A 22,171-nucleotide genomic window follows, 5' to 3' on the forward strand; every position below is an offset into this window, starting at 1 on the left:
TTGATCGTCAGCGGTCCCGGCCACGGCCGGGCCGGGGACCGCCGCCCGCCTCCGAGGACGCGGGCCCTGACGTCCCCACCGGAAGGACCTCCATGCTGCGCGGAAACAGGCTCGCCGTCTTGGGCGCGGTCGCGGCAGGGGCCGTGGCGCTGGCCGGCGTCGCGCCACCCGCCACCGCCTCGCCCGCACCGTCCGCCGCACCGTCCGCGCCGCGCTCGCCGTCCGCCGTCGACTGGCGGGCGTGCGGCGACGACGGCAAGGCCGAGTGCGCGACCCTGCGGCTGCCGATCGACTGGTCCCGGCCGGACGGCCCCGCGTTCGGCCTCGCCATCGCGCGCCGGAAGGCCCTGGACCCGGACGCGCGCGTCGGCACCCTCGTGTTCGGACCCGGCGGTCCCGGAGACTCCGGCGTCCAGCGCGTCACCAGGGTCGAGAACGGGATCGACCGCTTCAGCGACGAACTGCGCCGGCGCTTCGACATCGTCAGCTTCGACCCGCGCGGCATCGGCGCCAGCCATCCGGTGACGTGCTCGGCCGACCTGCTCAGGGCCGCCCCCTCGCCGATGATCGAGAGTGCGGAGCGGTTCCGCGCGACCCTCGACCACAACGCGCGCCTGCGGGCCGACTGCCGCGCCCGCACCGGCCCGCTCTACGACCACGCCGACACGCTCAGCACCGTCCGGGACGTGGACGCGATCCGCGCCGCCCTGGGCGAGTCGAAGCTGACCTTCCACGGCAGTTCCTACGGCACGCTGCTGGGCGAGATGTACGCCGAGACGTTCCCGGAACGCGTCCGGGCGATGGTGCTGGAGAGCGTGGACGACCACAGCATCCCCGACGCCCGGCGATTCCTGACGTCGTAACTCGCCGCCGCCCAGGACTCCTTCGACCAGTTCGTCGCCTGGTGCGGGCGCACCCAGGAGTGCGCCCTGCACGGCAAGGACGTCAGGGCCGTCTGGCGCGGCCTCCGCGCCCGCGCCGCCCGCGGGAACCTGCCCGATCCCTCGTCACCGGGCGCTGCGCTGCCGGAGTTCAGCCTCGTTCTGATGGCCTACAAGAGCTTCTACGGTCCCGACTGGGCGGGGCTGGCGTCGAAGCTGGCCGCGCTGGACGCGACCCCGCCTCTCGGGTCCGGCTCGCGTCCGGTGGCCGCCCCGGCCGCGGGTGAGACCGCCACCGACCCCTTCACCGCGCAGTTCTGCTCCGACTGGAGCCTGCCCGTCCGCGACTACGGCGAGTACGCGAAGCTCATGCGGCGCACGGAGCGGGTCGCCCCCGACATGACGTTCGCTCGTCCCGTCATGGCGATCTCCGCCTGCCTCGGCTGGCCGCAGCCCGTCCGCAACCCGCAGCACCGACTGCGCGTCCGCGGGAGCGCGCCGATCCTGCTGGCCAACGCCGTCCACGACCCCGCCACGCCCTACGCCTGGGCCCGGAACGTCGCACGGCAACTCGGCCCCGCAGGCCGCCTGCTCACGTACGCGGGCGCGGGCCACGGCAGCTACGACCGCGGTCCCTGCATGCAGAACACGATCGACGCGTACCTGACCACCCTCACCCTGCCTCCACCCGGCACCACCTGCCCGGCCGTCTGACCGGCCGCCGTCCGGGGCGGGGCGGCGCGGATCAAGTTCCTCGGGGCTCTCGCGGAGCGTGTCGCCTACGGAGGGCGATCGGCCTGAGGGCGCGCGTCACCCCGTGATCTCGGCGAGCGAGGTCACGGGGTGATGTCTTCGGGGAGGAGGGTGGCGAGTTGTTCGGTGGTGAGTTGGGTGCCGGTGCCGGCGAGTTGTTCGGTGCGGCGGGCGTGGGCGGTGATGGCGGAGCGGACGAGTTTGTCGACTTCGCGTCCGTTGCCCTCGCGGAACCGGTCGCGGTGGCCGGTGAGATACGCGGTCAGCGCCTGGCGGGTGGGTTCGGGGACGCGGTAGTCGGCCGCCCGGGCCTTGGCCACGAAGATCGACACCAGCCCTTCGACGGGGTAGGGCCGGAAGGTCAGGGTGCGGGCGAACCGGGACGCCAGGCCGGGGTTGGTGGCCAGGAACCCCTCCATCTCACCGGTGTAGCCGGCGGCGATCACGATGACCTCGTCGCGGTGGTCCTCCATCAGCTTCACCAGCGTGTCGATGGCCTCCTGCCCGAAATCGTGCCCCGATCCGCCCGGACGCGACAGCGTGTAGGCCTCGTCGATGAACAGCACCCCGCCCCGCGCCTGCTGGAACACCTCGGTGGTCTTCAACGCGGTCTGCCCCACGTACTGACCGACCAGGTCCACCCGCGCCGCCTCCACCACCTGCCCCTGGGCCAACACCCCCAGCGCCGTCAGCAACTCCCCGTAAAGGCGCGCGATGGTGGTCTTGCCCGTGCCGGGCGGGCCCGCGAAGATCAGATGCCCGGTGAACGGCTCGGCCTCCAACCCCGCCGCCCGCCGCCGCCGCGCCGACGCCAGCAGGTCCAGCAGATCCTTGATCTCGCGTTTGACCTCCTCCAGCCCGGTCATCGCCGCCAGACGGTCCAGCACGTCGGTGACCTGGCCGGGATCGCGGGCCTCCCCGAACCGCGCCGCCAGCCCCGCCTCCACATCCAGATCCTGCGCGACCAGCAGGCTCAACTCCTCACCCGAGGGCAACTCGGGAAGATCGGCCAGCCGCTGCGCCTGCCGCTCCACCGCACCCTCGAACACCTGCCGCGCCGCCCGCCCGTTCCCGAACGTCGCATCACGCCGCTGCCCCGCGAAATGCGCCAGCACCGCCGCACGCGCGTCATCGGCCAACCGGTACCCGTCCTTGACCGCGTGCGACTCCACGATCCGCACCAACTCACCCGGACTGTAGTTCTCGAACTCCACCGTCCGCGAGAACCGCGACTTCAACCCCGGATTCGCAGCCAGGAAATCACGCATCTCCGCCGAATACCCCGCCGCGATCACCACCACCTCATCCCGGTGGTCCTCCATCAACTTCACCAGCGTGTCAATGGCCTCCTGCCCGAAATCAGTCCCCGTCGCCTTCCGCGACAACGTGTAAGCCTCATCAATGAACAACACCCCGCCAAGGGCGCGCTGGAACACCTCCGAAGTCCGCAGCGCCGTCCCGCCCACGTTCTCCGACACCAGATCAGCGCGACTGACCTCCACCACCTGGCCTTTTTCGACCACGCCGAGGGCGGCGAGGATCCCCCCGTAAAGCCGCGCCACCGTCGTCTTCCCCGTCCCCGGCGGACCCGCGAACACCATGTGCCGCCCGATCGCCGGACCCGGCGGCAACCCCGCACGCCGCCGCTGCTCAGCCACCTTCTGCAGATTCGCCACCTTACGAATCTCCCGCTTCACCCCCGCCAGACCCACCATCGCCTCCAACCGGCCCAGGAGCACGTCGGCCGACTCCCTGTCGGCGCCTCCCGCGACCGGCGGTGCCGCCTTGACGTCCTGCGCGGCCCCGGACTCCTCGTCCGGCTGCGGCTCCGCCGTCGTCGGCTCGATGACCTTCACGGTCGCCGTGGCGTCCGCCTCGGGGTCGAGCCTGTCCGGCTTCTGGTTGCGCTCGCTGACCAGCCCGCTCACGTCCAGGTGCGCGCCCCGGTCGGCGACCACGCCGACGCCGCGGGTGTCCACCACCGTGCAGTCGCGGAGGGTGAGCCGGCCGCCCGAGTCGACGCTCACGCCGGCGAGCCCGCTGCCGCTGATCGTCATCCCGTCCAGCAGGGCGTGCGCGCCGGAGCCGAGCCCCGCGCCGATCTTCCCGGCGCCGGTGATCCGGCCCCGGACGACCGTGACGTCCGAGTGCGCGACGAAGGACAGGCCGTTGCTCCCCGGACCGTTGATCTCGCAGTCCTCCAGCAGCATGACGCCCGTCTCGACGACCACGGCGGTCCGCCGCGGCGACTCCATCCTGATCCGCCGCGCGGTCAGCGAGCCGCCGGTCGCCACCCACAGGCCGTCCAGATGCGGGTCCTCGATCAGGCAGTCCTCCGCGACCGCCTTGCCCTTCTCCAGGACGATCAGGGACGACCCGCCCGAGCCGTGGAACGCGCAGTTGCGGACCGCCGCGTCCGCGTGGTCGTCCACCCGGATCCCGGCGCCCTCAGGCCCGCTGATCGTGCACTGCTCGATCAGCGGGCGCGACCCCTCGGTCACCCAGATGCCGTGCCCGCCCGCGTCGCTGATCCGGCACGCCCGCAGGGTCACCGTGCTGCCGCTGCGGATCGCCACCGCGTTGCCCTCGGTCCCGCTGACGCTGGTGCTCTCCATGAGCCCGGACGCGGCGGCGTACACGACCGCGCCGTTCTGGACCTGGCAGTCCCTCAGGGCCATCTGCGCGCCGCTGGCCGCGCGCACGGCCACGTCGGAGCGGGTCACGAACTCGCACTGCTCCGCGAGGACGCTGCCCTCCGCCGCGTCCAGCGCGAGGCCCTCGTCGCTCCAGTTGCGGATGATCAGCCCCTGGAGGGTCACCCTTCCGGTGACCTCGACCGTCGCTTCGGTGGCGCCGTCCAGCGTGACCGAACCCGGGCCTGCCACGGCCGTCATGACGAAGTCGTCCGGACTGAGGAACCCGGTGTTGGGATACGCCCCCGGCTCGATCAGGATGTGCCGCCCGGCGGCGGCGTACGGCAGCGGTGCCTGCAAGGCCTCCAGTACCGTCCGGTACGCCCGGGGGGAGGAGTGTGACACGACCAGACGCTGCAACGGGCCTCCTCACGAATCACCGTTCATGGTGCCATGAGGTGATCCGTACTCGCCCCGCTCAGCGGACCCCGCGCGGTCTGAACTGGACGCTGATCCGGGGCCCGGTCACGCGCGCGCTCTTCGGGATCGCGTGCTCCCACGTCCGCTGGCAGCTCCCGCCCATGACGATGAGGTCGCCGTGGCCGAGGTCGCGGCGGATCGCCGGCCCGCCGCCGCGCGGACGGAGCAGCAGGCTCCTCGGGGTGCCGACCGACAGGATCGCCACCATCGTGTCGTGCGTGGCGCCGCGCCCGATCGTGTCGCCGTGCCACGCCACGCTGTCGCGCCCGTCCCGGTAGAGGCAGAGGCCGGCCGTGCGGAACGGCTCGCCGAGCTCCTCACCGTAGTGCTCGTCGAGCGCGGCCTTCGCCTCGTCCAGGACGGGATCGGGCAGTTCCGCGTTCTCGTCGTAGAACGCCAGGAGGCGCGGGACGTCCACCACCCGGTCGTACATGCGCCGCCGCTCGGCCCGCCACGGGACGGACGTGAGCAACCGCTCGAACAGCGCGTCCGCGTTGGGGATCCAGCCGGGCAGGACGTCCACCCAGGCGCCGTGCTCCAGCGGCGTCCGCCGCACCGCGTCCAGAGACCGCGGACCGCTCTCGTCCGTGCCGTCCAGCAACGACCCTTGGAACATCCCCCCACTGTACCGATTCCTGTCAAACACATGTTCGATCAGCGGCGGAAGATGACCGTCAGGACGCGGAGGGAGAGCACCGAGCAGATGACCAGGCCGCAGTAGCCGAAGAACTGGAAGAGGGTCACGTCCCGGGTCATCGCGGGGCCGTCCCGCAGGCCCAGCAGCATCACCGCCATCACCCCGGCGGTCGACGCGAGGATGGTGAGCAGGACCTGCTGGAGGAGGCCGGTGACCGTGCGGCGGTCGGACTCGTCGGCGAACAGGCGGACGTTCAGCCCCAGGCGGCCCGCCTCCGCCGCCGCGGTGATGCGGTCCAGGCGGCGGGGGAGGCGGCGCAGCATCGGCAGCAGGTTGAGCAGCTCGTCGTTCGCGGCCTCGCGCAGGGAGGCGGGCTGGAGCCGTTCCCGCAGGTAGGACTCGCCGAACGTGTGGGCCTCGGTGACGATCGCGAACCCGGGCGCGAGCTCGCTCAGGCCGCCCTCCAGCGTCGCGAGCGCCCGGAAGACCGCCGCGATCTCGGCGGGGACCGCGAGTTCGAACCGTGCGACCAGCCGGAACAAGTCGGTGAACATGGCCATGTCCGGGTTGGTCCCCGGCCCGAGGTGGCGGGTCATGAAGGCGCCGAGCGCGCGGGCGAGGGCCTGCTCGTCCAGCTCGTCCGGGCGGGCGACGACCTCCAGGAACGCGTCCGTGACCGCGACCGCGTCGCCGCGGTTCAGGGCGATGAGCATGCGCTGGAGGCAGCCGCGCAGCTCGGTGTCGAGCCGTCCCACCGAGCCGAAGTCGATCAGGCCGAGGCGGCCGTCGTCGAGCAGCAGGATGTTGCCGGGGTGCGGGTCGGCGTGGAAGACGCCGTCCACGACGATCTGGCGCAGCACCGTGTCGAGGAGGGTGCGCGCGAGGGCGGTCCGGTCCAGCCCGGCGGAGTCCACTCGCGGGCCGGCCTTGCCGAGCGCGACGCCGTCCAGGCGCTGCATGACGAGGACGCGGCTCGTGCAGAGGCCGTCGTGGGGGCGGGGGACGACGACGTCGCCGTTGCGGGCGGTGGCCGCGACCGAGGCCATGTTGCGGGCCTCGACGCGGAAGTCGAGTTCCTCGCGCAGCGCGGTCGCGAAGCCGTCGGCGAGGTCGACGACGCCGAACGACCTGGCCCATCCGGCGCGCTCGTGCAGCGTCCGGGCGAGGCGGCCGACGATGTCGAGGTCGCGTTCGACCACCGCGCCGACGCCCGGCCGCTGGATCTTGACGACGACCTCCTCGCCGGACCGGAGCGTGGCCCGGTGCACCTGCGCGATGGACGCGGCGGCGAGCGGGGTCCGGTCGAACGCGGCGAAGACGTCGCGCGTGTCGCCGAGCTCCTCGTGGAGGACGCGTTCGATCTGCGGCCACGGGACGGGGGTGGCGCAGTCCTGCAGCCGCCCCAGTTCCTGGACGAACTCCGGCGGCAGGACGTCCCGCCGCGTCGACAGGACCTGGCCGAGCTTGACGAACACGACGCCGCCCTGTTCGAGGGCGTGCGCGAACGAGCGCGCGGTGCGGGCGCTCGGGCGGGCGCGTCCGCGCAGGTAGGGGCCGAGGCCGTGGCGCAGGAAGATGAACGAGATGCGCCGGTAGCGGCGGGTGCGCGCGATCCGCGACCGCACGCCGCCGTACCAGTGGAGCGGCGAGGGCACCGTCCCGGTCGGGACGAACGCCTCCCACAGCACCAGGATCGTCATCGAGACGAGCAGGGCGCACGCGAAGCCGAGGCAGGCGAGCCACGTCAGCGCCGCGGGCTCCCGGTCCGCGCGCAGGTCGCCGATCAGCGCGCTGATGATCGGGCTCGCGACCGCCTGCCCGACCGCGCCCGCCACGAGCGTCCGGACCAGGGGGAACCGGGCGTCGAGCAGGCTCCGCGCCCCGTACGCCATGACCCAGGTGTTGATCGCCGTTCCGATGAGGAACGCGATGATCGTCGCTGAACTTGCCATTCCTGCCGCCCGCGGAATCGTCCTTGTGTGTCCCGGGGGACGCTAACGAGCGCGGGCGGCGGCGTTCCTCCCGCCGGAGGGGGAGCCGCTCGCCCGGACGGGGGATCAGAGCTCGCCGAGCAGGTCCCTGAGGAAGGCCGTGGTGCGGGCGGGGCGGGCCGCGCGGATGCCCAGCAGGTCCATGATCTTCTGGTAGCGGACGGCCTCCTGCCCCTCGGGGTAGCGGGCGCCGGTCAGCTGCTCCAGGTAGACCACGTCGTCCAGGTCGTGCTCGGCGAACCGCACGATGGTGATCGGGCCGCCGAGCGCCAGGTGCCCGCCCGCCGCGAACGGCAGGACCTGCAGCCTCACGTTGGCCATGCCCTCCGACACCGCGATCAGGTGCTCGATCTGGCCGCGCATGGTCCCCGGCCCCCCGATCGGCCTCCGCAGCGCCGCCTCGTCGATCACCGCCCAGAGCGTGGTCGCGCCGGTCGCGCGGTGCAGGATCTCCTGCCGCCGCATCCGGAGGGAGAGGCGCCGTTCGAGGCCGTCATAGGCCGCGTCATGGTGCTCCAGGCCGATGACGGCGCGCGCGTAGTCGCGCGTTTGCAGAAGGCCGGGGACGTACTGCACCTCGTAGGCGCGGATCGTCGCCGCCGACTGCTCCAGGCCGAGATACTGCTCGAACCAGCTCGGCACGATATCGCCGTAGCCCTGCCACCAGCCGGGCTTCCTGGCCTCCCGGACGAGCTGGACGAAGCCGTTCCGCTCGTCCTCGTCCTCGACGCCGTAGAGGGTGAGCAGGTCGAGGACGTCGCGAATCTTGAAGCCGTGCCGTCCGAGCTCCAGCCGGCTCATCTTGGACGCCGAGCCGCGGATCACCTCGCCCGCCTCCGCCCGGCTGAGGCCGCTCTCCTCGCGCATCCGCCGTAACCGGGCCCCGAGCTGCATGCGCAACGCGGTGGGACTCGCCAGCCGATTGTCAAGCACCAGATCTCCAGCGTTCCGGTCCGGCAACACTCTCGGAGGGTCTCACAGGCGATCGTGAACGCGCAGGCGACCGCTCGCCAGAGATATGTATCCGGCGCAGCCGCTTTGCAGATTCCGCCATTGTGCGGAACGCGCGGGCGGGAGCGGTCCAGAAAGGGTCACCGCCGCGGGACGAGCAGGTCCAGATCGGCGCGGGTGACCCGGGCCTCCCCCGCGATCCGGTCACGATCCGTGCCCGCGCCCTCCACGACCTCCAGCGCGCGGGTCAGCATCGTCGGCTGCTCCAGCGGACGGGCCGGGCCCGGCTCCTGGCGCCGCCAGCCGCGCGAGCTCAGCGCGCTCATCGCGTCGCGGTACACCGGCTCCGTCATGATCCCGAGCGTGCGGGCCCGGTAGAGCAGCGCCGCCATGCTGACGCCCCAGGACGCCTTCAGCCGCCCCAGCCGCTCCCAGTCGGGGCGCGCGGGCAGCTCACCGGCGATGTCGGCCTCCGGCATGAGGAACTCCGCCGCGAACCGGTGCGCCTGGTCCTCGACGATCTTCTCGCCGGGCTCGGCGTCGGCGTGCATGACCAGGTGCCCCAGCTCGTGGGCCGCGTCGAACCGGTTGCGCCAGTAGTCGCCCTTGGCCGGGTTGAAGAACACCATCGGCCTCGGGTGGACGCCGACGCTGAACGCGTCCACGCGCTCGGCCGCCCGCGGCAGCACCAGGACGATCACTCCGTGGGACTCCAGCAGCCGGACCACGTGCGGCACCGGCCCGGCCCGCTCGACCAGCGCCTTCCTGGTCAGCCTGGCCGCCTCGGCGGGCCCGGGGCCGGCGATCTCCTCCGGCGAGACGGGGTACTCGGGGAGGTCGACCTCGGGAAGGTCGACGAGTCTTTCGAGGACGGCGACGACGTCGGTGGCGATCCGCCCGTAGGCGAGCGCCTGGTCACGCTCGATCTGCGTCGTCGACCGGAGCGACCGGAAATGGGCGCCGTCCATGGAGACCGGGCTGCGGCCGCTCTGGAAGAACTCGACGGGCACGCCCAGCGCGATCGCCAGCCGCCGCACCGTCGGCTCCTCGGGCCTCTGCACGCCCGCCTCGTACCGACCGATCGCCTTCGGCGTCGTCCCCACGGCCTGCGCGAGCTGGTTCTTGCGCAGGCCCCTGAGCCGCCGGGCGAGCGTCAGCCGCTCGCAGTCGAACAGCACCCCGCGCCACCTTCTGCTAGGCCGTCTTCGTCTCCCCGCGGAGCCGCATCGGGACGTCCTCTTCCCGGTCGTCCCACAGCGGCATCGTCCGCTCGACGAGCTTACGACGTGGATCGAGCCCGATGGTGTCGTCCACGGGCCTGACCCAGTGCCAGGCGGTGCCTCCGTCGGCGTTCCACCGGGGGCGGCCCAGGAAGAGCTCCATCTCCAGCGGCGCCTCGGTGGCGCTGTGCGCGAGCACCAGCGTCACGACCCCGGGCGTGTCGTGCGCCTCGATGCCCAGCGGGAGGGCGAGCTGCGGGTCCTCGACGTAGGACTGGCGCGCCACGGCCTGCTTGGTGGGGCTGTCGCGGTCCCACCGGATGCCCCTGACGTTCCCGAACTCGTGCCGCTTGAGCAGGACGCGGTACGGCCCGTACCGCCAGCCGGGGGAGCCGTTCAGGTCGTCGCGGACGACCCGCGGCCCGGCCTCGAAGACCCGGTCGATCTGCGACGCGAGCGCGTCGAAGGCGCCGACCCCGTACGTCCGCTCCGTGAACCCCGCCGCCCGGCTCAGCCCGCCGAAGACCGCCAGCGTCGCCTCGCGGTGGGCCTCCCGCAGGGCGTGCAGGAAGCCCGCTGCCAAGAGCTCGTCCCAAGCGTCCCTGTCCTCAGCCACGTCCCGACCATAGCCAGGGGGGCCGACATTACGAGCAGCCCTCGAACTCGGGGACCTCGCGGACGAGCGTGAGCCCGCTCTTGCCGAACCACTTGTCCAGCAGGCGGCCCGCCGTCCCGTCCTGGTACATCGTCGTGATGGCCCGGTTCACCGCCTCGCAGGCGTCCGCGTCGTCCCTGCGCATCCCGACCCCGTACCGCTCGTCGGTGAAGGGCGTGTTGACGATCCTCAGGTCCGGGGCGGCGAATCCGGCGAGCACGAGGTCGCCGGTGGAGATGGCGTCCACGGCCCCGGACCGCAGCTTCGCCACGCAGTCGCTGTAGGACGAGGCCGGGACGAGCCTCGCGGGGATGCTCAGCCCGACCACCACCCGCTCGGTCGAGACCGACCCGCTGGCCTGGCACATCTTCCGCCCGGCCAGATCGCGCACGCTCTGGACGCGGGTCTCGCCTCGCCGCACCATGACGTCCTGGTGGGCGACGTAGTAGGGCCCGCCGAAGCCGACGAGCCCGGCCCGGTCCGGTGTGATCGAGTAGGACGCGAGCACCAGGTCGACGGCGTGCCGGTTCAGCAGCAGCTCCCGGTCGTCGGACCTGACCTCGCGGAACGTCACGCGGGACGCCCCGAGGCTGCGGGCGATGTAGCCGCCCACGTCGACCTCGAACCCCTGGAACACCCCGTTCTTCCTCAGCCCGAGCCCGGGCTGGTCCGCCTTGACCCCGACCACGATGACGTCCCGGCTGTGGATCGATGCTCTGGCGGTCGCGCATCCCACGAGCGCGAGCGCGAGGCCCAAAAGTACGAGAATGGCGCGCACGGGCCATGACTAGCAAGGGAAAACGGCCGCCGGATGAACGCGAGGCGACCGCGCAAGGGACAGGTACTCGTGCACGGAGCGGACGGCCGTCGCGCCCTCGCCGACCGCCGAGGCGACCCGCTTGATCGAGTCCTTGCGCACGTCTCCCGCGGCGAAGACGCCGGGCATGCTCGTCTCCAGCGGCATCGGGTCGCGGTCGAGGGGCCAGCGGGGCGGAACCCGGTCGTAGAGCTCGCGGCCGGTGAGCAGGTAGCCGTGCTCGTCGCCGGCGATGCCGTCCGGGAGCCACCGCGTGTGCGGCTCGCCGCCGATCATGATGAAGAGCGCGGCGGCCGGGACGCGTTCGGTGGCGCCCGCCGCCCGGCCGGCGAGCGTCAGGGACCGCAGGCGCCCGCCGCCGCCGCATCCGACCACCTCGGTCCGCAGCCGGACGGCGATGTTCGGCGTCGACTCGATGGCGCGCACCAGATAGGTCGATGCCGACCTCGCCAGGCTGTCGCCCCGGACGACCAGCGTGACCGCGCGCGCGTGCTTGGCCAGGTGCAGCGCGCCCTGGCACGCCGAGTTCCCGGCGCCGACGATGAAGACGTCCTGGCCCCGCATCGCGCGGCTCTCGCCCACGGCCATGCCGTAGAACACGCCGGAGCCGACGAGGGACTCCAGCCCGGGGACGCCGAGCCGCCGCCAGTCGACGCCCGTCGAGATCAGCACCGCGCGGGCGCTGACCTCGGAGCCGTCCGCCATCCGGACCACCCGCCGGTCGCCGCGGGCCTCCAGGCCGACCACCTGCTGGGCGAAGACGATGTGCGCGCCCATCAGCCACGCCTGCTCGCAGGTCCGCTCCATCAGGTAGCCGCCGGCGATGCCGTGGGGGAACCCCGGATAGTTCCTGATCATCGGGCTCGTCCCGGCCTGCCCGCCCGAGAACGCCCGTTCCAGCAGCACGGTGTCGAGCCCCTCGGACGCCGCGTACACGGCCGCGGTGAGCCCGGCCGACCCGGCGCCGACGATGGCGAGGTCGCAGTCCTCCAGATCGTTCTCGACGCTGACGCCGATCGCGCACGCGAGGTCGGGGACCTGCGGGTCCACGTAGGCCCGGCCGTCGTAGCGGATCACCACCGGCAGCCGCGACGCGTCGACTCCCGCCTCGCGCAGCAGCCGCCGCCCGGTCTCCTCGCCGGGCGGATGAACCACGAACGGCAGGTTGAAGCGCGCCATCACATCGCGCAGCCGCAGCACTCGCGGGTCGTCCATCTCGGCGACGACGCGGAACAGTTCGAACACCGGTTCCTGCTCCTCCGTCCACGAGGACAGGAACTCGCTCACCGCCCGGTGCATCGTCTCGTCGTTCGTCCACGGCCGGACGAGGTGGTAGTCGGCGTACCCGAGCGCGATCGCCTGGACGGCCGGACTGGTCGAGGTGTAGTCGCGGTCCACCATCAGCACGCGCTTGGCATTGGGATAGAGCTCATGCGCCGGAGGAAGGACGTCGGCGCAGGCGTCGTCCACCATCAGCAGTGCGACGGGTTCCTTGGCCCGCGCCATTTCCCTCAGCGCGTCGCACGCTTCCTCAGGCGATTCGGCGCTTTTCACGGTGAACGCCTCGCCCAGCCTTCGCGTGAGGTCGGCGAGCAGTACATGCCGCGAACCCGCGTCGTGGTCGACCACGAGTATGACCGGTGCCATCACCTCTACCAGCGTAATCACCGCGGGTCGGCCGGAACGGCGCCCGGGGCCGCCGGGCGCGGGGCGGCCCGCGGGAAGCCGGGGCCCTCTCCACTGCCGCCGGTGCCCGCTTCCCTTGCCGGGCGGCGGGATCCGGGCGTGACGGAGGCGCGCGTGTACCGATCAACCGATGCGGACCTTTTGCCGGATCTTTGGCCCGGCCAGGGCGGCGCCCTTCCACCGACCCGGACCGTGAGTAGAACGTGTTCTTGTATTTTGCCGGCGGAGCTAGGAGGCTGGGGCGCATGGATCTGGTTGCGCTGGAAGAGATTCGGCGGCTCAAGTACCGGTACCTGCGGTGCGTCGACCTGAAGCTGTGGGACGAGTTCGCCGAGGTGTTCACCGAGGACGCGGTGGCGGAGTACGACACCCCGGTGCTCGGCGAGACGCTCAGGCTGGAGGGGCGGGACGCGATCGTCGGGTACATGCGGTCCAACCTCGGGCCGGACAAGATCAGCGCCCACACGGCCGGCTGCCCGGAGATCGACTTCGACGGGGACCGGGCGACCGGGGTCTGGTCGCTGGACGACACGATCATCCTGCCGGGGGACCGGCTGCTCATCCGGGGCGCCGCCTTCTACCACGACGTCTACCGGCGCACCGGGGACGGATGGCGGGTCGAGAAGACCGGGCACCGGCGGACCTACGAGTACATGGTGTCGCTGGACGACGCGCCGAGCCTGAAGTTCACCACCTCCCATTGAGCGGGACCCGGGCGTTGCCGCCCGCGTAGAACGCGTTCTACTCTCCGTCCCGCCAGAGCACGGCCTCGCGCCCGCGACCCGAGGAGAGCCCGGTGGCCACCGATCCAGCCGAAGGCAGCACCGACCGTCCGGGCGACGCGACGCGCTCGTTCGCCGACGCGGTCGTGGAGGCGGAGCGGATCATCCGCGCCGCGCCGCACGTCAAGACCGACCAGGACCTGGCCGAGGGCCTCGACTACCTGGCCGGCAGCATCAAGGCGTCACTGCACATGGTGGGCGCCTACCAGCGGGACTATCCGTTCTTCGCGTCGTCCACCGGGCCGTACACCAAGCTCGGGCTCGACAATCCCGACACGCTGTACTTCCACGCCTACATCAGGGACGACGCCGAATACGTCGTGACCGGGCGCCGGGGCACGACCGCCGACCTCAGTTTCCAGGTCATGAACGGCGACTACTCGCCCGCGAAGTCGCCCGACAGCCTCACCGCGTTCGACGACCGCGAACTGGACATCGCCGAGGACGGGACGTTCCGGCTGCGGTTCGGCCCCCCGAAGGAGGACGCCGGGCCCGGCTATGTCGCGCTCGCCCCCGGCTCCGCGATGCTCATCGTGCGGGAGGTCTTCAGCGACTGGGAGAACGAGAGGCCGGGCGAGATCCGCATCCACCGGGCGGACACGCTCGGGACCTCTCCGCTGCCGGTCCCGTCCGACCGGATGGCCCGGCGGTACGAGATCGCGGGCAAGATGCTGGTGTCGCGGATCCGCACCTTCCTGGCCTTCCCCGAATGGCACTACCTGCGGCTGCCGGTCAACACCCTGACCGAGCCGCGGCCCACGCCCGGCGGGCTGGCGACGCAGTTCTCGTCCGTCGGCCACTACGACCTGGACGACGACGAGGCGATGGTCATCACCGCCCCGGCCGCCGACCGCGAGGTGGCGCCCTACCAGGGCTTCCAGCTCGGCAGCATGTGGTACGTCTCGCTCGACTACATCAACCACCAGACGAGCCTCACCGCCGACCAGGCCCGCGTGGACGAGGACGGCATGATCCGGTACGTCGTCGGCGAGCGGGATCCGGGGCTCGCCAACTGGATCGAGCGGACCGGGCACCGCCGCGGCTACCTGCAGTTCCGCTGGCAGCGGCTCGCCCGCGACCTCACACCGGAGGACGGGCCGCGCGTCGAGGTCGTCCCGTTCGAGGACCTCCCGCGCGTCCTGCCCTTCTACGAGAGCCAGCGCGTCGGGAAGCGGGAATGGGCGGAGCGGATCGCCGCCCGCCAGACCGCCGTCGCGAAGAGGATGCTCGGCTGATGGGCGCGGGACTGCTGGAAGGCAAGGTCGTCGTCGTCTCCGGCGTGGGCCCGGGGCTCGGCCGGGGGCTCGCGCTCCAGTGCGCGAAGGCCGGGGCCGACGTCGTGCTCGCCGCGCGCGACGAGGAGCGGCTCGCCGAGGTCGCCAAGGAGGTCGAGGAGCTCGGGCGGCGGACCGCGACCGTCCCGACCGACATCCGGGACGCGGCGGCGTGCGAGCGGCTGGCCGCGGCCGCGCGGGAGGCGTTCGGCCGCGTGGACGGCCTGGTCAACAACGCCTTCGCGACCCCGCCGCTGACCGACCTGACGAAGGTCGACCTCGACGCGGTCCGGGCGGGCTTCGAGACCAACGTCCTCGCCGCGCTCCGCCTGACCCGGCTGTTCGTCCCGGCGCTGGAGGAGTCGCGCGGCTCCGTCGTCATGATCAACTCGGCGGTGCTGCGGCACTCCCGGCGGACGTTCGGCGCCTACAAGATGGCCAAGGCGGCGCTGCTGGCGATGGCGCAGAACCTGGCCACCGAGCTCGGGCCGCGCGGGATCCGCGTCAACACGATCGCGCCCGGCTACATCTGGGCGCCCAACCTCAAGTGGTACTTCCACCACCTCGCGGAGAAGCGCGGCGTGACGGCGCAGCAGGTCTACGACGAGAACGCCGCGACGACGGACCTGCGGAAGCTGCCCGAGCCCGACGAGGTCGCCGACGCCGCCGTGTTCATGCTGTCGCCGCTGGCCCGCGCCGTCACCGGGCAGTGCCTGGACGTCAACTCCGGCGAGTGGCACCACTAGGAAGGGCGGACCGATGACGAACGGTCGCGACAGCGTGGGGACCGTCGAGGACCTGCACGCCTCGGCCAGCAAGATCACCGGCTCGGACGACTTCGGCGGCGAGGAGTACCTCGACGGCCTGAAGGTGCTGCTGGAGTCGCTGGCCGGGGAGGCCGGCCTCACCCCGCTCGGCAACAGGGCGCAGCGCGCGATGCTGCGCGGCGCCCTGGTCGCCCGGCAGTTCTCCGAGACGGCCTGGCGGCGGCACCCCGAGCACGCCGCCGCCGCCGTCGAGCGGCCGATCTTCGTGACCGGCCTGCCCCGCACCGGGACCACGGCCCTGCACCGGCTGCTCACCGCCGACCCCGCGCACCAGGGGCTCGACCTGTGGCTGGCCGAGGTGCCGCGGCCGCGCCCGCCGCGCGAGACCTGGGCCGGCGACCCGGTCTTCCAGGCGATCGACGCCGGATACCGGCGGCACCACGTGGAGAACCCCGAGTTCATGGGCGTCCACTACATCTCGGCGGACTCGGTCGAGGAGTGCTGGCAGCTGCTCCGCCAGAGCATGATGTCGATCTCCTTCGAGTGCCTGGCGCACCTGCCGGGCTACTCGTCCTGGCTCGCCGGGCGGGACTGGACGGACGCCTACCGCAGGCACCGGCGCAACCTCCAGCTCATCGGCCTGAACGATCCCGGACGGCGCTGGGTCCTGAAGAACCCCAGCCACCTGTTCGCGCTGGACGCGCTGCTGGAGGTCTACCCCGACGCGCTGATCGTCCAGACGCACCGCACGCCGCGCACCGCGATGGCGTCGATGTGCAGCCTCGCCGCGCACGCCACCGCGGGATGGTCGGACGTGTTCACCGGCGCCGTGATCGGCCGCGACCAGCTCGACCTGTGGAGCCGGGGCCTCGACCTGTTCCGCGCCGAACGCGGGCGGCACGATCCCGCGCGGTTCGCGGACGTCCACTACGACGACTTCGTCCGCGACCCGATCGGCACGGTCGAGTCCGTCTACGCGCGGTTCGGGCTGCCGTTCACCGGCGACGCCCGCGCCGCCATGACGAGGCTGCACGGCGAGAGCTCCACCGGCGCCGCGAAACCCGCCCACCGGTACTCGCTCGCGGACTTCGGCCTCACCCCGGAGCAGGTCGACGAGCGCTTCGCCGACTACGCCGCCGGACTCCGGTGACCGTCCGGCCCGCCTGACGGCGCGGCGTCCCCGCGAATCAGCGGCTCAGCGGCTCGGCTCGGGCGCGCGGCGCGGAACCGGCGGCGCCGGGGACGTCCGGGCCGTCCGGTCGGGTCCGGGCAGGAACAGCCCGGCGACCGCACCGGCCAGCGACAGCGCGCCCGTGAGGACGAGGGCGGGCCCGAAGCCGCCGGAGAAGGTCTCCGCGGTCCCGTAGCCGCCCCGGGCCGTGAAGACCGCGGCGGCGACCGCCACGCCCAGCACCGCGGCGAGCTGCCGCAGGGCGTTGAAGACGCCGGACGCCTTGCCGATCTCCCGCGCCGCGACGGAGTTGATGACCGCGGTCTGCGCGGCGGGCATCGCCATGCTGACCCCGGCCCCCGCGACGACCATCGGCGCGACCAGCTCCGGATAGGAGGTCGAGGGCCCGGCGACGAGGCCGATCCACACCATCCCGACGCCTTGGAGGGCCAGCCCGGCGGCGGTGAGGGGACGGGCCCCGACCCGGTTCACCAGCGCCCCCGCCGCGGGCGCGATCACGGTCACGGTCGCCGTCCACGGAACGAGCTGGAGCCCGGCGGTCATCGGCCCGGCCCCAAGGACGGTCTGGAGGAACTGGGCCATGAAGAACAGCGAGCCGTACAGCGCCGCGTACATCAGGAGCCCGGCGGCGTTCCCCGCGGCGAAGCCGCGCGAGCGCAGCAGCCGCATCGGCACCATCGGCTCCCGCACCCGCAGCTCCCACGCGACGAAGGCCGCGAAGAGCAGGGCCCCGGCCGCGAGCGCGCCGTCCACCTCGAAGGCGTCCCAGCCCGAGCCGTCCGCGCGGACCAGGCCCCAGACCAGCCCGAGCGCGCCGCCCGTCACCAGCAGGACGCCGCCGAGGTCGAAGGAGGCCCCGCCGCCGCGGCTCTCCGGGACGTACCGGAGCACCAGCGGGATGACCGCCAGCCCGATCGGCACGTTGAGCCAGAAGATCCACTGCCAGGCCAGCCCCTCGGTGACGATCCCGCCCACCACCGGCCCGGCCACCACCGCCAGGCCGGTGACCCCGGCGAAGACGCCGAGGGCCCGGGCGCGCCGCTCGGGCGGGAACCCGTTGCTCAGCAGCGCCATCGCCAACGGCATCACCAGCGCGGACCCGCACCCCTGGACGGCGCGGGCGGCGATCAGCCAGCCGATGCCGGGCGCCGCCGCGCAGGCCGCCGAGGCCAATGTGAACAGGCCGAGCCCGCCCACGAACATCCGCCTGCGCCCGAAGCGGTCGCCGAGCGCGGCGCCGGTCATCAGCAGGACGGCGAAGCCGAGGCCGTAGGCGTTCACGGTCCATTCGAGCTGTTCCATCGTGGCGGACAGGTCCAGCCGGATCCTGGCCAGCGCGGTCGTCACCACCGTCGCGTCCAGCGCCACCATCAGCGACGCCGTCGCGGTCAGGCCGAGCAGCCTGCCGCTTGTCCTCTGCGCCATGCGCGTTCCCTCCAGACGACCGGGCGAGCCGGGGCAGCCGGGTAGCCGGCGAGGCTCGCCATCGCCTGTACAAACCGGCCGCGCGGGCGGTATTCAGCGGGCGGAAGCCGACGAATCCGGCCCCGGCCTCCGGTCAGTACAGGGGGAGGTGCGTCCTGTGAAGACCGATGAGAGAGATGCCGGGCCCGAGGAGTTCGGACGGTTGACGGACCCGTACCGGCGGGAGCTGCTGGCGTACTGCTACCGGATGCTGGGTTCCGTCCACGACGCCGAGGACCTGGTCCAGGAGGTGTACCTGCGCGCGTGGCGGTCGTACGCGGCCTTCGACGGACGGGCGTCGCTGCGCACGTGGCTGTACCGGATCGCCACGAACGCCTGCCTGAACGCGCTGGAGCACAGCAGCCGGCGGGTGCTGCCCTCCGGCCTCGCCTCGCCGTCCGGCGACGTGCCGCCGATCGGGTCGCGCGCCCCGGAGGTGCCCTGGTTGGAGCCGCTGCCCGACCGGCTCGCCGGAGGCGGCGCGCCACCGGACCCGGCCGCGGTCGTCGCCGAGCGGGCGGGCCTGCGGCTGGCGTTGATCGCCGCCTTGCAGTACCTGCCCGCCAGGCAGCGGGCCGTGCTGATCCTGCGGGACGTGCTGGGCTGGTCGGCCGCGGAGGTCGCCGGGATGCTCGGGATGACCGGCGCGGGGGTCAACAGCACACTGCTGCGCGCCCGGTCCCGCCTGGAGCGGCTGGTCCCCGCCAGTGAGGAGATCACCGAGCCGGACGAGCCGGGGCGCCGCGAGTTGCTCGACCGGTTCGCCAGGGCCTTCGAGACGGTCGACATCCCCGGGCTCCTCCGGCTGCTCACCGAGCAGGCGGCCTGGGAGATGCCGCCCGTCCCGTACTGGTTCAGCGGACGGGAGGCCATCGGCCGGCTGCTCGCCGCCCGGCTGCCCTCCGGCCGCGACCCGAACCTGCTCGTGCCCGTCCGCGCGAACGGCCAGCCCGCCTTCGGCGCGTACCTGCGCGGCGAGGACGGGATCCTGCACGCGCATTCCCTGATGGTGATCACTTGCACCCGTTCCGGAATCGCCCGCGTTTCGAGTTTTATGGAGATATCCATTTTCGATGACTTCGGCCTTCCCCGGGTCCACTCGTGATCGCGTCCGCCGCGTCCCGCTTTTACGGGGCGCGGCGGACGGGTAGGTCACCGGGCGAACCGCAGGTGCTCTTTGGGGGACGAGCCCGATGACGAAAGCACTGCCGCCCGACAGCCGGAATCGCGCGAGCCTGGCGTACCGGCTGCGCTACGCCGCCCAGAATCCGGAAAAGATCGGTACATATCTGTCACGCATGGCGCGCGACCTGAAATTCCGGGTCGCCAGCCGCGACCACGTCGCCTACTACCGGGCCGTCATGAAGGCGGACGCGGCCAGGAGCCCGGAGGCCGCCGTCGGCAGCCCCACCCGCGAACGCTGGCTCGCCCTCGGCCAGATGCAGTTCGACTACCTGCTCAGGCACGGCCTCAAGCCGGACGACCGGCTCCTGGAGATCGGCTGCGGCAACCTGCGCGCCGGCTGGCGGTTCATCGACTACCTCGACGCCGGAAACTACTACGGCATCGACATCTCTCCCGACATCCTGCTCGCCGCGCAGCACACCCTCGTCCGCAACGACCTCCGCGAGAAACTGCCGCACCTGACGCTGGTCGGCGACCTGAAACTGCGGTTCCTGCCGTCGGAGCACTTCACGGTCGTCCATGCGCACAGCGTCTTCAGCCACTCGCCGCTGGAGGTCATCGACGAATGCCTCGCGAACGTGGGGCGCGTCCTGGCCCCCGGGGGCTTCTTCGACTTCACCTTCGACCGCACGGAGGGAAACGAGCACCACGTCCTGCGCGAGGACTTCTACTACCGCACCGAGACCCTGACCTCCCTGGCCGAGCGCCACGGCTTCACCGCCCGCTTCATGGACGACTGGGAGGAGCTCCCGCACGGCCAATCCAAGATCCGCGTCACGCGGTGAGGCGGCCCGGGAGTCGCGGTGCCGTGACGCGTCCTACACCCCGCCACCTGCATCATCCGCGCGCGGATGGGAAAGCAGAAGCGGTGTGGGTTCCCCCCAGGCCTCCGTCGCCGAGCAACGCCCCCGGAGGCTCCGCACGGCCGATCTGAGGATCATGATTCTCTTCACCAACGCCAAGGCCGGCACGCACGACGCCCAGACCTTGGACCGGGCGGCCGCGCTGCTCAGGGACGCCGGGCGGGACGTCACCGTCTGCCCGTGCGTGGCGCCGGGCGACCTCGACGAGGCGCTGGACGGGGACCGCAAGGCGGTCGTCGTGGCCGCGGGCGGAGACGGTTCCATCAACCGCCTGGTCAGTACCCTGCACCGGCGCGGCGAGCTCGACCGGACGGTCGGGCTGGTGCCGATGGGCACCGGGAACGACCTCGCCCGCAACCTCGGCATCCCGCTCGACCCCGACGAGGCCGTCCGCCTCCTGCTGGACGGCGGGCACCGCGATCTGGACATGCTCGTCGACGAGGACGGCCGCGTCACGCTCAACGCCGTGCACGTGGGCATCGGCGCCTCGGCCGCCGAGAGCGCGACGCGGTTCAAGAGCACCCTCAAGGTCGCCGCGTTCCCGCTGGGCGCCGTCATCGCCGGCCTGCGCCACTCCGGGTGGCGGCTGCGGGCCGAGGCGGACGGCGAGGTCGTCGCCGAGGGCAAGTTCCTGATGGCCTCGCTCAGCAACGCGCCCGGCATCGCCGGCGGCTCCGCCCAGCTCGCCGTGGACGCGCATCCGGGGGACGGGAAGATGGAGCTGGTCGTCTCCGCCGCCACCGGCCCCATCGCGCGGATCGCCTACGCCCTGCGCCTGCGCGACGGCAGCCACCGCCACCGCGACGACGTCCTGCACACCACCGCCCGCGAGGTCACGATCAGCGGCCAGGAGTTCCGGAGCAACAGCGACGGGGAGGTGTCCGGTCCCTACACGACCCGCACCTGGACTCTGCGCCCCGGTGCCTGGCGACTGATCGCGCCGCCCCGGCCCGCGTGAGGGCGGGCCGCCGGAACGTCATGCGGTGGTCTCCTGGGGCGTCCGGACGGGGACGAGGGGGTGCGTCTCATGGGTGCCGGGCCGCACGATCGCGTACGAGCTCTCCGGTACCTCGGTCCACGCGCCCTCCAGGTGGTGGATCGGCTCGGACACGACGAACCGCGCGTCCGTCCCGAGCCGCTGGAGGACGTCCAGCCCGGGGTAGAGCCTGCGCAGCTGGACGATGTCGGTGGAGCAGAAGAGGGACCTCGTGCGTCCCTGGCTGGAGTAGCGGAACACCCAGATCGACTCGCCCTCGCTGGTGGCCACCGTCATCTGCAGCGGATCGGGCACTCCGTGGCGCCGTCCGAGATCCTCGACGAGGCCGATGGCGCGAGCGACGGCACCCGGCGGATCCTCCGTCAGGCCGAAGGTGAGGGCCAGGTAGAACAGGGCCTCGGAGTCGGTCGTGCCCTCGATCTCGGGGTAGAGCGACGGATCGACCGCGAGCATGACGTCCCGCTTCAGCCTGGGGTAGTCAGCGATGGCCCCGTTGTGCATCCACAGCCACCGCCCGTGCCGGAACGGGTGGCAGTTGCTGCGCTGCACGGCGGCGCCGGTCGAGGCCCTGACGTGCGCGAACAGCAGCCGGGTCCGGATCTCCCGGCTGATCTCGCGCAGGTTCGGGTCGTTCCAGGCGGGCAGGACGCTCTTGTACACGCCCGGGACCTGCCGGTCCCCGAACCAGCCGATGCCGAAGCCGTCGCCGTTCGTGGTCTCCACCCCCAGACGGGCGTGCAGGCTCTGGTTGATCAGTGAATGGGCCGGCCGGAAGAGCAGGGCCTCCGCCAGGGCCGGGTCCCCGGAGTAGGCCATCCACCTGCACATCGCCACCACCTCGCATCGACTCGCCGCCCGGGGCGGCCGGGGGCCCGTCCCGAGATTCGGCCGGGACCGAAGTCCCTTTACCTCCTCCCTACCCGCTGAGGCCCGCGAGCACCAG

General features: G+C 72.4%; 19 protein-coding genes. 9 read left to right on the top strand and 10 right to left on the bottom strand.

Features of this window, described 5'->3' with window-relative positions:
• Window positions 1–92 precede the first annotated feature (92 nt).
• Window positions 93–863: an alpha/beta fold hydrolase gene (locus tag BKA00_RS38400; RefSeq protein ID WP_221493353.1), complete on the top strand. Its 771-nt coding sequence runs from the start codon at window positions 93–95 to the stop codon at window positions 861–863.
• 183 nt (window positions 864–1,046) lie between these two features.
• Entirely contained in the window at window positions 1,047–1,595 is a 549-nt protein-coding gene (locus tag BKA00_RS38405; RefSeq protein WP_221493354.1) for an alpha/beta hydrolase, read from the top strand.
• 122 nt (window positions 1,596–1,717) lie between these two features.
• On the opposite strand, the gene BKA00_RS30885 is transcribed toward BKA00_RS38405, so the two are convergent.
• The 8 genes from BKA00_RS30885 to BKA00_RS30920 all read right to left on the bottom strand — a co-directional run bounded on the left by BKA00_RS30885 (window position 1,718) and on the right by BKA00_RS30920 (window position 12,665).
• Window positions 1,718–4,672, bottom strand: coding sequence for an AAA family ATPase (locus BKA00_RS30885; RefSeq protein ID WP_338072178.1), 2,955 nt, complete (start codon window positions 4,670–4,672; stop codon window positions 1,718–1,720).
• Between the two features lie 73 nt (window positions 4,673–4,745).
• Window positions 4,746–5,363: an alpha-ketoglutarate-dependent dioxygenase AlkB gene (locus BKA00_RS30890; protein WP_185031041.1), complete on the bottom strand. Its 618-nt coding sequence runs from the start codon at window positions 5,361–5,363 to the stop codon at window positions 4,746–4,748.
• A gap of 38 nt (window positions 5,364–5,401) precedes the next feature.
• Complete coding sequence (locus BKA00_RS30895) at window positions 5,402–7,336, bottom strand: ABC1 kinase family protein (RefSeq protein WP_185031042.1); 1,935 nt, start codon at window positions 7,334–7,336, stop codon at window positions 5,402–5,404.
• A gap of 105 nt (window positions 7,337–7,441) precedes the next feature.
• Window positions 7,442–8,308, bottom strand: coding sequence for a helix-turn-helix domain-containing protein (locus BKA00_RS30900; RefSeq protein ID WP_230299041.1), 867 nt, complete (start codon window positions 8,306–8,308; stop codon window positions 7,442–7,444).
• 158 nt (window positions 8,309–8,466) lie between these two features.
• Complete coding sequence (locus BKA00_RS30905) at window positions 8,467–9,504, bottom strand: XRE family transcriptional regulator (RefSeq protein WP_185031044.1); 1,038 nt, start codon at window positions 9,502–9,504, stop codon at window positions 8,467–8,469.
• A gap of 16 nt (window positions 9,505–9,520) precedes the next feature.
• A complete protein-coding gene (locus BKA00_RS30910) occupies window positions 9,521–10,162 on the bottom strand; it encodes a hypothetical protein (RefSeq protein WP_185031046.1) in 642 nt (213 codons plus the stop codon).
• 28 nt (window positions 10,163–10,190) lie between these two features.
• Complete coding sequence (locus BKA00_RS30915; protein WP_185031048.1) at window positions 10,191–10,979, bottom strand: glutamate ABC transporter substrate-binding protein; 789 nt, start codon at window positions 10,977–10,979, stop codon at window positions 10,191–10,193.
• Between the two features lie 9 nt (window positions 10,980–10,988).
• On the bottom strand, window positions 10,989–12,665 hold the full coding sequence (locus BKA00_RS30920; protein ID WP_185031049.1) for an NAD(P)/FAD-dependent oxidoreductase: 1,677 nt from the start codon (window positions 12,663–12,665) through the stop codon (window positions 10,989–10,991).
• A 284-nt stretch (window positions 12,666–12,949) separates the two neighbouring features.
• Here BKA00_RS30920 and BKA00_RS30925 point away from each other — a divergent pair, with 284 nt between their 5' ends.
• The 4 genes from BKA00_RS30925 to BKA00_RS30940 all read left to right on the top strand — a co-directional run bounded on the left by BKA00_RS30925 (window position 12,950) and on the right by BKA00_RS30940 (window position 16,677).
• Complete coding sequence (locus BKA00_RS30925; protein WP_185031051.1) at window positions 12,950–13,408, top strand: nuclear transport factor 2 family protein; 459 nt, start codon at window positions 12,950–12,952, stop codon at window positions 13,406–13,408.
• Window positions 13,409–13,500: 92 nt separating this feature from the next.
• A complete protein-coding gene (locus tag BKA00_RS30930; RefSeq protein ID WP_185031053.1) occupies window positions 13,501–14,721 on the top strand; it encodes a hypothetical protein in 1,221 nt (406 codons plus the stop codon).
• Window positions 14,721–15,506, top strand: coding sequence for an SDR family oxidoreductase (locus tag BKA00_RS30935; protein WP_185031055.1), 786 nt, complete (start codon window positions 14,721–14,723; stop codon window positions 15,504–15,506). The genes BKA00_RS30930 and BKA00_RS30935 overlap by 1 nt, the downstream gene beginning before the upstream one ends.
• A gap of 13 nt (window positions 15,507–15,519) precedes the next feature.
• Window positions 15,520–16,677, top strand: a complete 1,158-nt coding sequence (locus tag BKA00_RS30940; RefSeq protein ID WP_185031057.1) for a sulfotransferase family protein — start codon at window positions 15,520–15,522, stop codon at window positions 16,675–16,677.
• 45 nt (window positions 16,678–16,722) lie between these two features.
• Here BKA00_RS30940 and BKA00_RS30945 read toward each other — a convergent pair whose 3' ends face one another.
• Window positions 16,723–18,144 (bottom strand): DHA2 family efflux MFS transporter permease subunit, encoded by a 1,422-nt coding sequence (locus BKA00_RS30945; RefSeq protein ID WP_185031059.1) that lies wholly within the window; start codon window positions 18,142–18,144, stop codon window positions 16,723–16,725.
• Between the two features lie 157 nt (window positions 18,145–18,301).
• Here BKA00_RS30945 and BKA00_RS30950 point away from each other — a divergent pair, with 157 nt between their 5' ends.
• The 3 genes from BKA00_RS30950 to BKA00_RS30960 all read left to right on the top strand — a co-directional run bounded on the left by BKA00_RS30950 (window position 18,302) and on the right by BKA00_RS30960 (window position 21,189).
• Window positions 18,302–19,288, top strand: coding sequence for a sigma-70 family RNA polymerase sigma factor (locus BKA00_RS30950; RefSeq protein WP_230299042.1), 987 nt, complete (start codon window positions 18,302–18,304; stop codon window positions 19,286–19,288).
• 88 nt (window positions 19,289–19,376) lie between these two features.
• On the top strand, window positions 19,377–20,153 hold the full coding sequence (locus BKA00_RS30955) for a class I SAM-dependent methyltransferase (RefSeq protein WP_185031063.1): 777 nt from the start codon (window positions 19,377–19,379) through the stop codon (window positions 20,151–20,153).
• 154 nt (window positions 20,154–20,307) lie between these two features.
• Window positions 20,308–21,189: a diacylglycerol/lipid kinase family protein gene (locus tag BKA00_RS30960; protein ID WP_185031065.1), complete on the top strand. Its 882-nt coding sequence runs from the start codon at window positions 20,308–20,310 to the stop codon at window positions 21,187–21,189.
• A gap of 18 nt (window positions 21,190–21,207) precedes the next feature.
• Here BKA00_RS30960 and BKA00_RS30965 read toward each other — a convergent pair whose 3' ends face one another.
• The gene (locus BKA00_RS30965) at window positions 21,208–22,056 is read right to left on the bottom strand and encodes a class II glutamine amidotransferase (RefSeq protein WP_221493355.1); all 849 of its coding nucleotides are present in this window, start codon (window positions 22,054–22,056) and stop codon (window positions 21,208–21,210) included.
• Between the last annotated feature and the right edge of the window lie 115 nt (window positions 22,057–22,171).

It is taken from the genome of Actinomadura coerulea (assembly GCF_014208105.1).
GTDB classification, from domain to species: domain Bacteria; phylum Actinomycetota; class Actinomycetes; order Streptosporangiales; family Streptosporangiaceae; genus Spirillospora; species Spirillospora coerulea.

What these genes read in the sequence shown, in the direction of transcription:
- BKA00_RS38400 (WP_221493353.1), top strand. Translation starts at nt 93, where the DNA reads ATGCTGCGCGGAAACAGGCTCGCCGTCTTGGGCGCGGTCGCGGCAGGG.
- BKA00_RS38405 (WP_221493354.1), top strand. Translation starts at nt 1,047, where the DNA reads ATGGCCTACAAGAGCTTCTACGGTCCCGACTGGGCGGGGCTGGCGTCG.
- BKA00_RS30890 (WP_185031041.1), bottom strand. Translation starts at nt 5,363, where the DNA reads ATGTTCCAAGGGTCGTTGCTGGACGGCACGGACGAGAGCGGTCCGCGG.
- BKA00_RS30895 (WP_185031042.1), bottom strand. Translation starts at nt 7,336, where the DNA reads ATGGCAAGTTCAGCGACGATCATCGCGTTCCTCATCGGAACGGCGATC.
- BKA00_RS30920 (WP_185031049.1), bottom strand. Translation starts at nt 12,665, where the DNA reads ATGGCACCGGTCATACTCGTGGTCGACCACGACGCGGGTTCGCGGCAT.
- BKA00_RS30925 (WP_185031051.1), top strand. Translation starts at nt 12,950, where the DNA reads ATGGATCTGGTTGCGCTGGAAGAGATTCGGCGGCTCAAGTACCGGTAC.
- BKA00_RS30935 (WP_185031055.1), top strand. Translation starts at nt 14,721, where the DNA reads ATGGGCGCGGGACTGCTGGAAGGCAAGGTCGTCGTCGTCTCCGGCGTG.
- BKA00_RS30940 (WP_185031057.1), top strand. Translation starts at nt 15,520, where the DNA reads ATGACGAACGGTCGCGACAGCGTGGGGACCGTCGAGGACCTGCACGCC.
- BKA00_RS30945 (WP_185031059.1), bottom strand. Translation starts at nt 18,144, where the DNA reads ATGGCGCAGAGGACAAGCGGCAGGCTGCTCGGCCTGACCGCGACGGCG.
- BKA00_RS30955 (WP_185031063.1), top strand. Translation starts at nt 19,377, where the DNA reads ATGACGAAAGCACTGCCGCCCGACAGCCGGAATCGCGCGAGCCTGGCG.
- BKA00_RS30960 (WP_185031065.1), top strand. Translation starts at nt 20,308, where the DNA reads ATGATTCTCTTCACCAACGCCAAGGCCGGCACGCACGACGCCCAGACC.
- BKA00_RS30965 (WP_221493355.1), bottom strand. Translation starts at nt 22,056, where the DNA reads ATGTGCAGGTGGATGGCCTACTCCGGGGACCCGGCCCTGGCGGAGGCC.